Source organism: Clostridium fermenticellae (assembly GCF_003600355.1).
In the GTDB taxonomy this organism is placed as follows: domain Bacteria; phylum Bacillota; class Clostridia; order Clostridiales; family Clostridiaceae; genus Clostridium_AV; species Clostridium_AV fermenticellae.
On the sequence record NZ_CP032416.1, the window covers coordinates 1,921,360 to 1,936,438 of the forward strand.

Below are 15,079 nucleotides of genomic sequence, written 5' to 3' on the forward strand. Positions count from 1 at the left end.
ATTGTAAGTTACTTTTAACGCATAGGAATAAATCCACGGTACTGAGTATAATTATCACTTTCAGCAATATCCGTTAAGAATAAACTTGAAATTTCAAATTTAGGTTTTAAATAAGGGAATTCATCATATTTAGCCCAGGATGGTTTTTTTATCTCCCTTGCTTTTTCTACTGCAGCTCTATGCCAGCCTGAAGGACAATTAAACCACATTTCAACTATCCTTTGATATGGACAGTCGTTAATGTTTTGTATAATCTTACTTGTTAAAATTCTTGTTACATCTGGAGAATCTTGAAACTTTGGTATAACTTCTTTATAAAACCACTTGTCCCCTTCTTCCATAGGTACACCATCTGGATATTTCATTACAAACTGCCAACGATAATTAGGTCCATCTTCCATACTTCTTCCTTCACCCTTTAAATCTTCTTCCCAAGAAATAGGTACAAAAGCCCAGATAAATGGAGGCATACCATTATCGCCACCTGTTGATCTTGCAGCATCTCCTGATTCCACTTTCTCTGTTTCCTTACCTTCAAGGATTGCCACTTCATTATCATCTGGAACATTGCCCTGCCATTTTAATACATCAACCGGGAAATATTCAGTCATAGTTTTATTTTTAAATTCAGGTGTCAATGGATTAACTAGCCAGTAATGCTCTGTTAACTGCATCCTGTGAGTTCCAAATCTTTCTCCATCTGGCGGTGTTGGCAGCGCAGGATAAAATGCATATTTAGTTACATATGGTCCAAACTGTGAAATACTATCTGGTATATGATGATAGTAAAGCCAATGCTTTAACATATGTCTGTAGTCTTCTTTTACAACATCTACATAAATAAGGCTTCTCATAGGCTTAAATTCAATTGACATTTATAGTTCCCTCTTTCAGTTATTAATTTATTTTTAATCGTTTACTTTTTATAATGTTAATTAAGGCATAACATTTATAATAATATGATATAGAAATTATCTAATCCTACTACTATAAATACCATTTCATTAACAAACTTCTATTTTAGCAAACATCAAATTAAACAGTGCATCGTAATATATATAATCCATCCATATATGTGTCTATATATATATATCCACGGTCATCAACCAAAACATCTTCTGTTATTGCAACTCTTGCTCCAGGTACTAAGTTCCCTTCTGCATTATTGAATAAGTCCTTCTTTGGATCTGGCGGAAGGAAATATGCTATTTCTTTTGGTACATAAGGGTCACTTACATCGTAAATGCGAAGTCCGGCATTAAAATGACAGCAGTAAACTCTGTCGTCACGTTTCTCATAAATATCTTGACCAAATGCATCAAATATATTGTGAGGTCCGAAAGGAACACGAACTCCTTCAACAATATTGAAGTTTGTGCCATGAGTATATCCTTCAGGCACTTCAGGATATGGGAAAATTGAAATAAGACTTGGATTACTCACATCTGTAATTTCTACTATACCGAGCATATTCATAGGTTGAGTTACAATTTTCTTAAATAATCCTTCTGTTGTTTCATTGCTGAAATATCTTGATCTTTCTCCTTCTGATGTAACCACTACATAAGGTCTATCTCCTAATGGTAAAACAGAATGAATTGGTGCTCCTGCCGATCCTCCTCCAAATGGTGGATTAAGTGGAAGGCAGTTTAACATTTTAGGATTTGTTTTATCTTTTACATCTAGCATAATAAATCCCTTATTTGCATACGCCATGTAAACAATATCATCTTTAACAACACATGCATGAAGGAATGGTGAAGATAATGCTTCTGCTGATCCATAACGCGCACTGCCTAATGATATTTTATTGTTCAGAAATTGTTCATCAGCCCACCATCTTCCAACTTCTACAGGGTTTTTAGGATCTTGAATATCTACTATTCTTAAAATAAATCCATTAAATCCTTCTGCACTTCCAGTTACGTATACATATCTTCCGCCATTGTAGAAGAATCTGTGTACTCCGGCACCACCTTTACATTCAAACTTGGATAATAAAATTGGATTTTCAGGATCCATCTTTACATCCCAGATCATTATTCCTCCCCAGAATGGTAAACCAATCTCTGTTCCATGTAATTCCTTCATTGTTCCACCATGTGCTGTAACCATGATTCCATCAGCAATTTGAATCTTCGGTGTACCCTGACCATCATGTAAATCCTCTGATAACCATGGACCTTCCAACCACTTAACATTTCTTGGATGTGCTGGATCAGTAACATCAATTATATTCCATCCATTGTGTCTAAATGAAGCTGTATAAATATAGTATTTGTTGCCAGACCTTTGCATAGCCATTTGAAATCCTGGTTTTCCATTCATATCATCATAACCTATAAATTCAATGTTCTTACATAACATTTCGTTTCTTGTATTCATAAAGTGCCTCCAATTTTATAAATTTTGCAAATCTTATAAGATATATCTTGCAAGATTTATCTTTACTAAAATAATATCAGATATAAAAGCATAAGTACAATGCCTAAAATATAAAATAATCCATATCAAAACTGATATGGATTCAGGTTTTCTTAACTGCTATTATTTCCAACTGCTTTTCATTTTCTTGATTGCCAATCCAAGTGCTGCTTTCTGGATTGCATTCGGTTTTTCCTGTACTGCTGCTTCTAAAACATTTTGGAACTCCACCATTAGATGCCATTTATGTCCTTCAATAATTTCTTTCGGAGCAGCTTCTGGTACAAACACACCCAATTTTACTTTAATTCCATCCGAACTTTGCTTGAACTGGTGCATTCCCACAATCTTGGTGTCTGTTCCGTCAGACATCAGTTTCGTAATACAACCAACGATTTTCTATTTGAAATGGAGGTCATAATGAGTAAAACAGAAGATATACGAATTCAAAAATCAAAGAATGCCATTCAGAAGGCTTTTATAAAACTGATGAAAAAAGAAGGTTTTTCAAAAATTACGGTAAAAGAACTGATTGCGGATGCAAAAGTAAACCGCAGTACCTTTTACGCACACTATCTTGATAAATATGATCTCCTTGAGCAATTAGAGCAGAAGCTATTAAACTCTATATCGGAGAATATGCATAAGGCTCCTGTAGAACAGATTCTTAACCATAAGATTGATAACACAACACTCTCCAATTATCTAAGTAATATGCTTAAGTATATGTATAAAAATGGAGAGATCTTTATGATGCTGTATGGCAACGATGGAGATACTACCTTCCATAATAAATTAAATCAGTTGGTTCTTGAGATTTACAAAGAGAAACAGCTGTCAGATAATTTTTCTATTCCAGTGGATTATGCTATGTCTGCAATTATTGGAACAATTACAAGTCTCATAGATACCTGGATAAGAAAAGGATTTGTGGAAAGTCCAGAAAATTTTACTGAAATTGTTATGAAAGTATCCTCTGCATTGCAAAGTCATCTTATAAAATAATAAACTGATTAATTCCATTTGATTTTCCTGCAACCATTTCTAATCCATATCAAAACTAATATGGATTATTTTATATTGCGTATAAACTCATTAACTAACATACGCACAACTTCGCTTTTATTATTTTTATTCCATGCCATGCTCACTTCATGATTAGAATCCAGTAGAACATATTTAAAGTATGGTGCATTTATTATATTTTTCCCCCATGTATCAAAAAATGTTACACCCAATCCATTTTCCACAGATGCAAATATGGATTCCATATTGGGCAATAACTTTAAATGCGGTACAAATCCATATGACTTACAATAATTACGAATTTCTAATTCCGCATTATGTGCCTCCTGATTATCTATAACATAGAAAGTCTCATCCTTAAAATCATATGGCGTTAAATTTTGTTTTTTAGGCAGCTTTTGAAATTTAGAATACAAAATCAATTTTTGGATCTTAACTACTTTTTGTTTATTAATATCCTTAATACCATCCAAAGAATTATCTAAAGTTAATATTACATCCAAATTATTAGTATTCAGTGCTTTTATGAGTTCATTTATTTCTAAAGATTCTACCGAAACTGAAATATCAGGAAACTCCTTTGAGAATTTTTCTAAAATATTAGGTAAAAATGATGAAATACTCCATCCTACAATGTATCCTAATCTTATAGTACCTTGCTTTTTACAATTTAAAGAATGGGCTTTTTCCATTGTATTTTCAAATTCTAACTGAAATCTGCGAAAAAAATCATAGCATACCTCTCCCGCTGCAGTTAATTTAATATGCTTATTTGTCCTATTAAACAAAGGTATTCCAAGTTCTTTTTCAAAGGCTGACATATACCTGCTTATAGCGGGTTGTGTTATGTATAAATTATTAGCTGCCTTTGTAAAACTTTCTTCATAGGCAATCTCCAAAAAACATTTAACTTGAGTATCATTCACTATATCACCCCATAAAATTACTTAAGATAATTCAGTAAAATCTCTGTTGCTTCTTTATATTCTTGTTCCATAAATGTCATGGCACTATTAACATCTTTTTTAAGTACAGAATTATATATTTTAACGTGATTTTCAATACTAGTAGAACCTTCTTTTTCTTTACGGTATGCACTTCTTAGCATACTTTGCTGTCCCTTTATTAATTTTGACATATCGATAAGTCTAGAATTTTCTGCATATTTATAAAAAACTCTTGAAAATTGTTCTATACTTTCTGCACGCTTTATTTCATTGTCAGACTCTCTGAAACATTTAATATTATATAATAATTCCTCTGCCATCTCATCAATTTTACCCTTTTCCATGGAATACCTTATAGCGGCACAATCCAGCGTTGAGGCAACTTCTTGAATTTCAATAATATCCCTTTCTCCTATACTAATTACATTAGCTCCTATATTGTTCTTATATTCAATAAGACCTTCTTTCTGTAATCTATTTAAGGCTTCTCTTATTGGTGTACTGCTCACTCCAAATTTATCCTGAAGTTCATTAACATTTAATCTCATCCCCCAGGGAATTACTTGTTCAATAATATCATCTCTAATTTGAACATATATCTGGTCCACAAGAGACCGTTTTACCAAAGCTCCCATTTTATTCTCCACCTCAGATCTATATATAATTATAGTATTATCCATATTATATCTTATAAGATATAATATAAGTAATGCTTAAAGTTAAAAGTTTGTGTCAAGTTCTAGTGGATAATTTATTTTTTAGGTTTTCTTATCTTTTCTATATAATATATACACGACAACCATTGAAATAACTATTAAAATGGATATTACTTCCATTATTTATATTCGTTTCATAGCCTGTAATTCCAAGTTTAAGTTATATGTAAGCTGACATTTCCAAAATGTAGGCACATTAAAAAATTTTTTAGTAAGTCTTGGTGAAGTATTTTTGAAAATCTTAGTAAATTTTATATGTTTGAGCCTGCGAGTTTATAAAATCTGCTTAGATTTTTATAAATACGAACTTAGACTTACTAGAAATTTTTTAAGTGACGAATTTTAAAAATGTCAGCTGGAGTATAACTTAAGCTTTCATCTATAAAATCAAAAAGGTGTATTATCACCTATATAGCAAGCTATATTATTGTTCAGGTATAACTGCTGAAGATGTTCCATCCTATCATTTGTCATATCTCCATGCTTGCTGTACTCGTATTCTTTGCCCAATTGATTCCACTTTGTCTCCCCCAATCTGTGAAACTTCAAAAGATTGATTTCATATAGAGAATTTTTATTCATAAATTCAATTAGCTTGTATGCATTCTCATCACTGTCATTATATCCTGATATAGTAGGTTGTCTTAAAACAAGCCTTCCATTCCAATTGAATTTTTTAAGTGCTTCAATATTGGAAAGTATTAAATCATTATAGACTCCAGTTCCCTGTTTATGTTTTTCTCTGTCCATATTTTTTACATCAATAAATGCAAAATCAATATATTTTAATACCTCTAAAAATACTTCCTGCTCCGCATATCCACTGGTTTCAATTGCTTTATGGATCTGGTACTTGTAACATTTTTTTAATACTTCAATCAAAAACTTATGATGCATTAAAGGGTCTCCTCCTGTAAAGGTTACTCCTCCATCAGAACCCCAATTATTAAAATCACGTCTTAAAATCATCATAAGTTCATCCACAGTATATTCCTTAACACACTGTTTCAAAGCATTATTAGGACAAATATCAACGCAGTCAAAAGTATCACACTTTCCACAAATATCTAAGGATACTCTTAACCTTCCATCTTCATTAAATTTAATTGAATCATGCGGACATACATTTATACATGCACGGCAGCCACTTTTCCACTTGCATACATTCTCTGCAACCATAATATGTTTTCTTTTAATCCAGCTTTCAGGATTGGCACACCATTTACAGTTAAGGGGACACCCTGAAAAAAATACACTGGTTCTGCAACCCGGTCCATCGTGTACAGAAAAGCTTTGTATATCAAATATTAAACCTTTTTCCTTCATATCATTACCTTTCATTACCTTATTCTGCTTTATATCCAGGACATGCAGATGCACCACAAGTAGCGTACGCCCAGTTTTCTTTTTCTAAGCCTGTACATGTTCCTAATCCGTATTTATCTGCATTGCAGAAATTTTTGCAGTTTCCACATTTTTCAGCCAGCTTAAAATTAGGGCAAGCATCGCTTCCTTCACCATCAATAGGAACCATTCCCTTTGTTAATGCACAAAGACCCTTTTCACAATCTAGATTTATATAATTTTTACAATCATAGTGACGCATTGCTATTACCTCCATTAATATTTTTAGTATGATTTATTATTTATCATATTCAGTTCTATAAATAACTTCATCTTGAATAGGCTTACCGATTTCACACCAATATTGAGTAAATCCAGCTACACGTACCATAAGTTCTCTGTATTTATCCGGTGTATGCTGGGCATCTCTCAAGGTTTTAGAATCAACAACATTAAACTGAACATGAAATCCGCCTTTTCTCATATAAGCACGTACAAGATCAAGAAGTTTTCTTGTTCCACTGATACCTTTAACTGCAGATGGATGTAATTTTAAATTCATCTGTGCATTTTGGTGCATTGAATGATCATAAACTGTCGCAGATTCAAATATAGCATATATACCATTCTTATCTGTTCCTGCCGCTGCAGATACAGAACCATCTGAATATGTTGTTCCTGCAAGTCTTCCATCCGCTGTAGCCAATGTTACAAACCCCTGAGGTCCATGTGTTGATACTGAAATCTGACACAAATATAGAGGCTTTCCATAATATGAATGAAATTTATGTATCATATCATACATATAATAATGATATGCTTTAAAAATTTCATCTGCATACTTATCAGCATTACCATACTTTGGTGCATTTACACATGCTGCAAATATTTTTTCATATTTAGTGCTTTTATCTGTGCTTTCTCTGAAATCAGGTGAGAATACTCCTGTTTCATATGCAGTCTTAAATCCAAAATTATTGAGCATTGAATCTGTCATTTCTTCAATTGTAAATTTCTTATCGTCAAAAACATTCTTTTTAATAGATGTAAGTGAATTTACAAAAGTAATAGTACCACAGGATTCAAAATTAATACATGAATTGTATCTTGCTCCCATAGTACCAATGTGTTTACCTTTTTTGAAACAATCAGGTTTTAACAGGGAATTAACCACCGGCATATTGTATTTTCTCCAAATATCCATTTGAATATTGTTACACTTATTTACAACATTCGTAGTAAGTTCCATGTACTCTTTCCATTGGTCTATTACTATTTCATAGGAATCAAGTTTCTTATTGTGTGGTGGATATACCTGTTTTCCCGTTCTCTTATCCAAACCGTTTGTTAATACAAGTTCAAGTACTTTAGGCATACCAATAAAATGAACACCTGTACCACATGTAGGAGATGCACCTCCAGGAATCATTGTTACCTTTCCATTATATTCAAGCGGCAGGAAACATCCAGGTGCAGATTCCAGACATCCTCCAAGACACCATGCCCTTGCATCATGAATATCCATTCCCTCCGGTCCATAGTTTCTCATCATAAAATTCATACCTGTCTGGTTATTCATCCATGCAGGGTATCCAAGACCAAGTTTTGTACAAGAAGCTGCTTTCATAAGAAAATCTTCTGGTGTTTTTTCATCATATAGTATACTTAATGTAGGCTGGGGAGTTTTGTTTCTCATACCTGCTTCAATAATTAAATATTCTAGTTTAGTAACTGCTGAAAGACCATCGTAATTTTGCCCGCCTAATGAAAGGTTATTAAATGTATTGCCAGAAAGAACTCCACCAGATACACCAGCTGATGCAAAACATTCGATACAAGTAATTTTAATTCTGTATAACTCAAGAAGCTCAATTACTTCTTCATCTGTCATAATACCATCCTCAATATCTTTTTCATAGAATGGCTCTAGTACTTGTCCAAGTCTTCCAATCGAAAGTCCGGATTGAGGATCTTCATTAACAACACCTAAATGGCAGCAAAGTGTCATCTGAAGTGCTTCCCAGAAATTTGCAGGCTTTTTGTGAGCAATATTTCCCATAACTTCTTCAATCTTTTCGTAGTTAGCTTTAATTTCTGAATCAGTTTCAATAGATGCTAAATATTTTGCTCTCTTTGAATAATTTTCACACCATGCACTTAAACCTTTAGTAATTTCCTTCATTGCAGCATAGTAATAACCTCTGCCCATACCAAAATCACCATCATCACCGGCTTCACCCATAACTTCAGCAATTTTTTCATCACACAATTTTATAATTCCATCGAAACCATATTGCAAAGGCATATAATAGTTAATTACTTCACGTCCCTGTGGAATTGCAAAAGAATCGAACATACAGATAACACTTTCCATGATATTTTTAAATTGACCATATCCTGGTGTCATCTTCGAATACTTATCACTTAATTCTTCTACTGAAATCCCTTTCCAGGGCTTTGATGTTTTAACTAGTGCAGGAATTTCCTCTTTCCTCATACCAAATTTTTTAGCAATAGAAATAACGTTTCCATAACTTTCAGTAACATTACCTCCGCCAGCTCCAACAACACTTACTGAATCAGCTTCATTTTCTTCTGGAGCATCAACTTCATTCATTAAAGCTTCTGCCTGGACATTAAAAAAACTTGAACAAACCCAGGGAAATGGAAATGCACCTCTAACATTCTTTGTCTTGTTCATAACAAGTTTCTCATAAGGTAAAATTGTAGGTGTCATGTGTGATAATGAAGCAGCTACAGCTTTAGCTCTTCTTACTTCAATCACTTCGCCATCATTTTCCCACCAAGTTCTGTTATACCAATATGCAGCTTCCATATCTGCAGTAACCTTTAAAGTATAATAGATATCCATAAGCTTTTGAGTACTTTTCTTTGCCTCTGGAATATCTGCTTCTGAAAGATTATTTACATTTGCCATGTCAATTCCACGGCTTTTTAAAACATCTTCAAGTTTACTTTCAGTAACATTCATCAAAACAACACTCTCCTTTATCTATCTTTCTTGAATCTATAAAGTTATTATATTATTTATTTTCGATCACCTGATAGTGTAAATTACACTATTTATAGGGTTTGTAAATGAAACCTTAAATTATACGTAAGCTGGCATTTCCAATATGTAGGCATATTAAAAAATTTTTTAGTAAGCCTTAGTGAAGTATTTTTGAAAATCTTAGTAGATTTTATATGTTTGAGCCTGCGAGTTTATAAAATCTGCTTAGATTTTTATAAATACGAACTTAGACTTATTAGAAATTTTTTAGGTGACGAATTTTGGAAATGTCAACTGGAGTATAACTTAAGCTTTCATTTACAAACCCTATAATTTAAAATCACAGTCATCAATTTTATTTGCTTCTCTCATCTATAAGTTCTCAATGAAACTAGATAAAACTATATCTACTTTAAAATATATTGATAAAGTGATATTATTGGATATAATAGAAATGTATACATATAAATTTAAATGTAAAAACTTTTAACCCAGGAGGAGACATATAAATGAAAGATGTTATATATATAACAGGACATAGAAATCCAGATACAGATTCAATTTGTTCTGCTATATCTTATTCGGAACTAAAAAACAAATTGGGAATGAATGCAATCCCTATTCGCCTCGGAGATATAAACAGAGAAACCCAATTTGCACTCGACTACTTTAAGGTTAATCCGCCAAAATTAGTCAAAACAGTAAAATCACAAGTAGCTGACCTGGATTTTGATAGTGTATCTCCTATTTGTCCGGATACATCATTAAAAACTGCATGGTCAATAATTAAAAAAAACAATGTAAAAACACTTCCGGTTGTAGATGATGAAGACAGACTAATAGGACTTGCATCTCAATCAAACATAACTTCATGCTATATGGATATTTGGGATAATAATGTTATTGAAAAAAGTGGTACTAAACTTGAAAACATTATAGATACACTTTCTGCTAAATGCATCTACGCACCAAATGATAATGTTAAATTCACCGGTAAAGTGGTAGTTGCTGCCATGAGACCTGAAAGTGCAAAGGAAGTCATAGAAGAAGGCGATATAATAATCTGCGGCGACAGAAATGATGCACAAAATGTTGCAATTAATTCAAAAGCTTCCCTTATAATAATTGCCGGCAATCATAAGGTAGATGAAGAAGTGCTTAAAAAGTGTAAAACAACTAACTCTACTGTAATTGTTACACCATATGATACCTTCACTGCTTCTAGACTTATAACTCAAAGCATACCGGTAAGTTACATAATGACCAAAAAAGACTTGTTAGTATTTAAAACAGATGATTTTACTGAAGATGTAAGACAGGCGATGCTTAAAACAAGATATAGAAGTTATCCAGTAGTAGATTCACAAAATAAAATTGTGGGAAGTATATCAAGATATCATTTAATATCCCAAAAAAAGAAAAAGGTCATACTGGTTGACCATAATGAGAAAAGTCAATCGGTTCATGGACTAGATGATGCCGAAATACTTGAAGTTATAGATCACCATAGAATAGCTGATATCCAAACTTCTTCTCCTATATTCTTCAGAAATGAAGCTGTAGGTTGTACTGCTACAATAATTGCTTCCATGTTCTTTGAAAATGGTATAAGGCCTTCTAAAAAAGTTGCTGGTTTACTGAGTGCTGCAATTATTTCAGATACATTGTTATTCAAATCTCCTACTTCAACAAATACTGATAAACACATGCTTAAGAGATTAGCAAACATAGCAGATATAGATCCTGAAACTTTTGCAAAGCAAATGTTCAAAGCTGGTTCATCTCTGGAAGGTAAAACACCTGATGAAATCTTAAATCAGGATTTTAAAGAATTTATGCTAAGTGGAACAAAGATTGGAGTTTCACAAATCTCAACTATGGATACTGAAGGATTTGAAACAATAAGGCACGATATTATGGAACTTATGGAAAACAGATGCTCTAATGAAAAATTTGATTTAATGCTCTTAATGCTCACAAACATTCTTGACGGAGGTTCAGAATTGATTGCAGCAGGCAAAAAAACAGATATAGTTGAAAAAGCATTTAATATAAATTTAAAAAATAACAGCGCATATGTTCCTGGTATACTATCTAGAAAAAAACAAGTTATACCACCACTGACAAATACTCTCGCAAAATAAAAAACTGCCTAAAGGCAGTTTTTTTAATCTTCTATATCACTCGCATCTACTGTTCTCATCTTGATATTATCCATATCACATGCATTTTTCATGCCGCACATAGGCCTGTTATTATAACAATTCATCATTTGCATTTGCATCATCATAGGACACATAGTCATAGTCTGATGCATCATAGGACATCCCATCATTTCCATATCTTCTTCATACATCATACTATTATTGTACATGCTATTTGACATCTGTTGTTGACTGCCACCCATCATAGGGCACATCATCATCCCTTTAGTTTTCATATTATGCATCATAGGACATGTTTTGGAATTATTTTTGTCCCTTCTCATAAAATATAAGCCTCCTAAAATAAAACTATAACAATATAATTATATGCCTATATTTTAAAATTATTATTTACATTTCATATTATTATCTTGATTTCATATTATTAACAAGCTGCCACATCTCATCTGCTGTTTGAACTCCCTTTGAAGCAATCTCAAAAGCTCTCTGTGCCACAATCAAATCTGTCATTTCAGTAGACATATCTACATTTGAGCCCTCTAGTGCCCCTTGCTGTATCTTCGCATTTGATGTAAGTATTTGAGCTCCATCCACTGGTTTATATAGATTGTCTCCTATTGACCTGAAGGCAGTCTGTCCTACAGGCACATATAAGTTTATTTTTCCATATAGAATTGACCTATTATCTTCATTCAAATATATACTTCCATCAGGCGAAACATTAAAATTTTCTGGTGTAAGAAAAGTACCGGAGTTTTTAAGTTCAGAACCTTCTTCTGTCATAACAATGTCAAGCTTATTACCATTTTTATCTACTATAGTCCCTGTACTATCTATATTAAAACTTCCTGCTCTTTCATAAGCTTTTGTTCCATCTGACAGGGTCACCCTAAAGTATCCATCACCTTCTATTGCCAGATCGGTACTAATACCAGTTGCTTGAATAGTACCTTCAGATGTATCTCTTATCCATTCAGTGCTTTTAACACCTGTACCATTTATTGGTTCCTTAGGATTATTCCCATTGTTTGGATATCCTGTTCTATTAAGTGTTTCATATACTAGGTCTTCAAAACCAACCGTCTCTCTTTTATATCCTGCTGTTGTAGAGTTTGCAATATTGTTAGATATAGCATCAAGCTTATCCTGCTCTGCATTCATAGCACTTTGACTATTCCATAAAATTCTAAGCATTAGAAACCCTCCAAAAAATTAAACTTTAAATTATTTTACACTTCCAACTTGATTCACAACTTTATCTAAAGTCTCGTCTATAGACTGAACTACTTTTTGATTTGTTTCAAAAGTCCTCATAGTAGTGAGCATATTTACTATTTCATTTACAGTATTAACATTAGACCTTTCAAGACTATTTTGCTTAACTGTCACATTAGCGGTATGTGCATTATTTCCTTCAAACAGATTATCTCCAATTTTCTGTAGATTATTGTAATCATCAAAATCTACTGTGGCAAACTTATCCTGTCCAACAACATTCCCATTATGATCTGAAATAGTGATATTCCCCCCGGGATCACATGAGATTTCATTATTTCCAACAAATAATCTTTGATTTTGCTCACATGAAACATAATCACCACTATCTGTAACCAAATATCCTTGTGGATTTACATGAAAATGTCCATCCCTGGTATAATAATTTTGTCCATTTCTATTTACTGTAAAGAATCCCCTTCCATCTATTGCGAAATCAGTAGATATACCCGTTGACTGTATAGTCCCTGAAGTATAATCTGTATTTACAGAATCAATTTCACTGCCGTTATTCAAGGTTCCAATTATATTTCTTATATTTTTGCCGCCAACAACCTTATCATAATTTTGTATAACCATATCATCAAAACTTCGTACGGCTAAATCATCTTTTTTAAATCCAACTGTATTAACATTAGCTAAATTATTGGTTATAATATCCTGTTTAGCCTCCTGAGTAATCATTCCAGAAACAGCCGTGTAAATACCTCTTATCATTTGCTCACTCCCTTATCATTTATAACTTTAACTTCCTGTGGGTATATCATCCCCATACCTCTAGCTTTATCTTCAATCTGAGCTCTGCTCATTTGATAACTTACCTTAGTTCCAAGCATTACAAATGTGGCTGCAACAATTCCTATTCCAATCCCTATAAGAAGCTTTCTATCACTAAAAAAATCTATAAGCAGCATTATTTTACGTATAATTCTTTTACTAATAATACTTCCCCCTTATTCATATCTAATTTTTTGCATATATCATCAATAGAAATACCTGAATCCAGAAGTTCTTTTATTTCATTTACATTTACTCCATTTGAAACTTTGTTATGAACTTTTCCTTCATATATCTTAGACAGTTTTTCTCCATTATTTTTATTTTTTCTAGAAACATTATTTATTATTTCGTAATCTTTTCCTTCATACTTTATGGGTCTTGCCTTTAAATCTTCTATTTCTTTTTGAAGTTCTAATATTGTATTAGAAAATTCTTCTCTCAGCTTTGTAATTTCTACCTCATAATCTTTGACATTGTTCTGTTTGTCACTTAAAATACCGTCAAAAGATTTCTTATCATTTTTAACAGCCCTTACATTAAAAACTATTAAAAAAACACCAAGCACTATAAGTATAATAGCATTCATGTTGACGCTCCTTTAAAATCAATTACTCTAGATATATTTTAATTTTTCCATCATTTTTCTAAGATGAAGAATAGATCTGCTGTGAAGCTGACATACCCTGGATTCTGATACACTCAAAACTTTTCCTATTTCTTTAAGAGTTAACCCTTCATAATAATAAAGTGATAACACAAGCTTATCCTTTTCACATAGCATGTCTAGAGCTTTAGTAAGATACTCTATTTTTTCCTTTTCTTCTATTATTTTTTCAGGACTTGGGCTATTATCATCTTGAATTGTTCTCATAAGAGGAATATCGTCTTTTTCTGAGAAAATCAAATCCTCCAGTGATACAATGGATATATAATTTATATAATTTTCAATTTGCACCATGTCCTTTAGAGATATATTTAATTCACTAGCTATCTCCATATCGGATGGTTCTCTTCCTAGTATTTTTTGTAATTTCTCAATCGCAGAATTGTATCTGTTTAGCTTGTCCATAGCTCCTTTAGATATAGGACTATTTCTTCTTATTTCATCTATCATTGACCCTTTTATTCTTATAGACGCATATGTAGAAAATTTCATTCCCCTACTTTCATCAAATTTATTTATTGCATCCATAAGACCTATCATTCCATAGCTTACTAGATCTTCATATTCTATATATTTAGTCTTTCCTATTATGACTCTTGAAGCAATATATTTAACTAAAGGTATATACTTTTTTACCAGTTCTCCTCTTATATCTAAATCTCCTGCTAATACCATATAAACCTATTCCTCCCTTGCCCCATTTTTCATCTGATCTCTCTTAATAT

At 32.5% G+C, this 15,079-nt stretch carries 16 protein-coding genes; 2 read left to right on the plus strand and 14 right to left on the minus strand.

Annotated features, from left to right (window positions below; genetic code table 11):
- Positions 1–14 precede the first annotated feature (14 nt).
- The 3 genes from D4Z93_RS08970 to D4Z93_RS08980 all read right to left on the minus strand — a co-directional run bounded on the left by D4Z93_RS08970 (position 15) and on the right by D4Z93_RS08980 (position 2,763).
- Entirely contained in the window at positions 15–875 is an 861-nt protein-coding gene (locus D4Z93_RS08970; RefSeq protein ID WP_119972745.1) for an acetyl-CoA hydrolase, read from the minus strand.
- Positions 876–1,035: 160 nt separating this feature from the next.
- Positions 1,036–2,385: an LVIVD repeat-containing protein gene (locus tag D4Z93_RS08975; protein ID WP_119972747.1), complete on the minus strand. Its 1,350-nt coding sequence runs from the start codon at positions 2,383–2,385 to the stop codon at positions 1,036–1,038.
- A gap of 162 nt (positions 2,386–2,547) precedes the next feature.
- Complete coding sequence (locus D4Z93_RS08980) at positions 2,548–2,763, minus strand: hypothetical protein (protein ID WP_162920283.1); 216 nt, start codon at positions 2,761–2,763, stop codon at positions 2,548–2,550.
- An 81-nt stretch (positions 2,764–2,844) separates the two neighbouring features.
- On the opposite strand from D4Z93_RS08980, the gene D4Z93_RS08985 reads away from it, so the two are divergent.
- Positions 2,845–3,429, plus strand: coding sequence for a TetR/AcrR family transcriptional regulator C-terminal domain-containing protein (locus D4Z93_RS08985; protein ID WP_162920284.1), 585 nt, complete (start codon positions 2,845–2,847; stop codon positions 3,427–3,429).
- Positions 3,430–3,494: 65 nt separating this feature from the next.
- Here the strand turns inward: D4Z93_RS08985 and D4Z93_RS08990 are convergent, their stop codons facing one another.
- From D4Z93_RS08990 to hpdB, 5 genes are all read right to left on the minus strand, one after another.
- Entirely contained in the window at positions 3,495–4,376 is an 882-nt protein-coding gene (locus D4Z93_RS08990; RefSeq protein WP_119972754.1) for a LysR family transcriptional regulator, read from the minus strand.
- A 17-nt stretch (positions 4,377–4,393) separates the two neighbouring features.
- Entirely contained in the window at positions 4,394–5,032 is a 639-nt protein-coding gene (locus D4Z93_RS08995; RefSeq protein WP_162920285.1) for a GntR family transcriptional regulator, read from the minus strand.
- 468 nt (positions 5,033–5,500) lie between these two features.
- Positions 5,501–6,454 carry a 4-hydroxyphenylacetate decarboxylase activase gene (gene hpdA / locus D4Z93_RS09000; RefSeq protein WP_341466766.1) on the minus strand — a complete coding sequence of 318 codons (954 nt, stop codon included), beginning with the start codon at positions 6,452–6,454 and terminating at the stop codon, positions 5,501–5,503.
- A gap of 4 nt (positions 6,455–6,458) precedes the next feature.
- On the minus strand, positions 6,459–6,719 hold the full coding sequence (gene hpdC / locus D4Z93_RS09005; RefSeq protein ID WP_119972759.1) for a 4-hydroxyphenylacetate decarboxylase small subunit: 261 nt from the start codon (positions 6,717–6,719) through the stop codon (positions 6,459–6,461).
- Positions 6,720–6,755: 36 nt separating this feature from the next.
- The gene (gene hpdB / locus D4Z93_RS09010; protein WP_119972762.1) at positions 6,756–9,449 is read right to left on the minus strand and encodes a 4-hydroxyphenylacetate decarboxylase large subunit; all 2,694 of its coding nucleotides are present in this window, start codon (positions 9,447–9,449) and stop codon (positions 6,756–6,758) included.
- A gap of 530 nt (positions 9,450–9,979) precedes the next feature.
- On the opposite strand from hpdB, the gene D4Z93_RS09015 reads away from it, so the two are divergent.
- The gene (locus D4Z93_RS09015) at positions 9,980–11,614 is read left to right on the plus strand and encodes a putative manganese-dependent inorganic diphosphatase (protein ID WP_119972765.1); all 1,635 of its coding nucleotides are present in this window, start codon (positions 9,980–9,982) and stop codon (positions 11,612–11,614) included.
- 23 nt (positions 11,615–11,637) lie between these two features.
- Here the strand turns inward: D4Z93_RS09015 and D4Z93_RS09020 are convergent, their stop codons facing one another.
- The 6 genes from D4Z93_RS09020 to D4Z93_RS09045 form a co-directional block, all read right to left on the minus strand.
- Positions 11,638–11,958, minus strand: a complete 321-nt coding sequence (locus D4Z93_RS09020) for a hypothetical protein (RefSeq protein WP_119972767.1) — start codon at positions 11,956–11,958, stop codon at positions 11,638–11,640.
- Positions 11,959–12,040: 82 nt separating this feature from the next.
- Positions 12,041–12,829 (minus strand): flagellar hook-basal body complex protein, encoded by a 789-nt coding sequence (locus tag D4Z93_RS09025; protein ID WP_119972770.1) that lies wholly within the window; start codon positions 12,827–12,829, stop codon positions 12,041–12,043.
- Positions 12,830–12,859: 30 nt separating this feature from the next.
- The gene (locus tag D4Z93_RS09030) at positions 12,860–13,627 is read right to left on the minus strand and encodes a flagellar hook-basal body complex protein (protein WP_119972773.1); all 768 of its coding nucleotides are present in this window, start codon (positions 13,625–13,627) and stop codon (positions 12,860–12,862) included.
- Entirely contained in the window at positions 13,624–13,824 is a 201-nt protein-coding gene (locus D4Z93_RS09035) for a hypothetical protein (protein WP_119972775.1), read from the minus strand. The genes D4Z93_RS09030 and D4Z93_RS09035 overlap by 4 nt, the downstream gene beginning before the upstream one ends.
- Positions 13,824–14,276, minus strand: a complete 453-nt coding sequence (locus D4Z93_RS09040) for a DUF6115 domain-containing protein (protein ID WP_119972778.1) — start codon at positions 14,274–14,276, stop codon at positions 13,824–13,826. Before D4Z93_RS09040 ends, D4Z93_RS09035 begins: the two co-directional genes overlap by 1 nt.
- Positions 14,277–14,303: 27 nt before the next feature.
- The gene (locus tag D4Z93_RS09045) at positions 14,304–15,029 is read right to left on the minus strand and encodes a FliA/WhiG family RNA polymerase sigma factor (RefSeq protein WP_119972780.1); all 726 of its coding nucleotides are present in this window, start codon (positions 15,027–15,029) and stop codon (positions 14,304–14,306) included.
- Between the last annotated feature and the right edge of the window lie 50 nt (positions 15,030–15,079).

Coding starts and splice junctions, on each gene's coding strand:
- D4Z93_RS08970 (WP_119972745.1), bottom strand. CDS start 875: ATGTCAATTGAATTTAAGCCTATGAGAAGCCTTATTTATGTAGATGTT.
- D4Z93_RS08975 (WP_119972747.1), bottom strand. CDS start 2,385: ATGAATACAAGAAACGAAATGTTATGTAAGAACATTGAATTTATAGGT.
- D4Z93_RS08980 (WP_162920283.1), bottom strand. CDS start 2,763: ATGCACCAGTTCAAGCAAAGTTCGGATGGAATTAAAGTAAAATTGGGT.
- D4Z93_RS08985 (WP_162920284.1), top strand. CDS start 2,845: ATGAGTAAAACAGAAGATATACGAATTCAAAAATCAAAGAATGCCATT.
- D4Z93_RS08995 (WP_162920285.1), bottom strand. CDS start 5,032: ATGGGAGCTTTGGTAAAACGGTCTCTTGTGGACCAGATATATGTTCAA.
- hpdA (WP_341466766.1), bottom strand. CDS start 6,454: ATGAAAGGTAATGATATGAAGGAAAAAGGTTTAATATTTGATATACAA.
- hpdC (WP_119972759.1), bottom strand. CDS start 6,719: ATGCGTCACTATGATTGTAAAAATTATATAAATCTAGATTGTGAAAAG.
- hpdB (WP_119972762.1), bottom strand. CDS start 9,449: ATGAATGTTACTGAAAGTAAACTTGAAGATGTTTTAAAAAGCCGTGGA.
- D4Z93_RS09015 (WP_119972765.1), top strand. CDS start 9,980: ATGAAAGATGTTATATATATAACAGGACATAGAAATCCAGATACAGAT.
- D4Z93_RS09020 (WP_119972767.1), bottom strand. CDS start 11,958: ATGAGAAGGGACAAAAATAATTCCAAAACATGTCCTATGATGCATAAT.
- D4Z93_RS09025 (WP_119972770.1), bottom strand. CDS start 12,829: ATGCTTAGAATTTTATGGAATAGTCAAAGTGCTATGAATGCAGAGCAG.
- D4Z93_RS09030 (WP_119972773.1), bottom strand. CDS start 13,627: ATGATAAGAGGTATTTACACGGCTGTTTCTGGAATGATTACTCAGGAG.
- D4Z93_RS09035 (WP_119972775.1), bottom strand. CDS start 13,824: ATGCTGCTTATAGATTTTTTTAGTGATAGAAAGCTTCTTATAGGGATT.
- D4Z93_RS09040 (WP_119972778.1), bottom strand. CDS start 14,276: ATGAATGCTATTATACTTATAGTGCTTGGTGTTTTTTTAATAGTTTTT.
- D4Z93_RS09045 (WP_119972780.1), bottom strand. CDS start 15,029: ATGGTATTAGCAGGAGATTTAGATATAAGAGGAGAACTGGTAAAAAAG.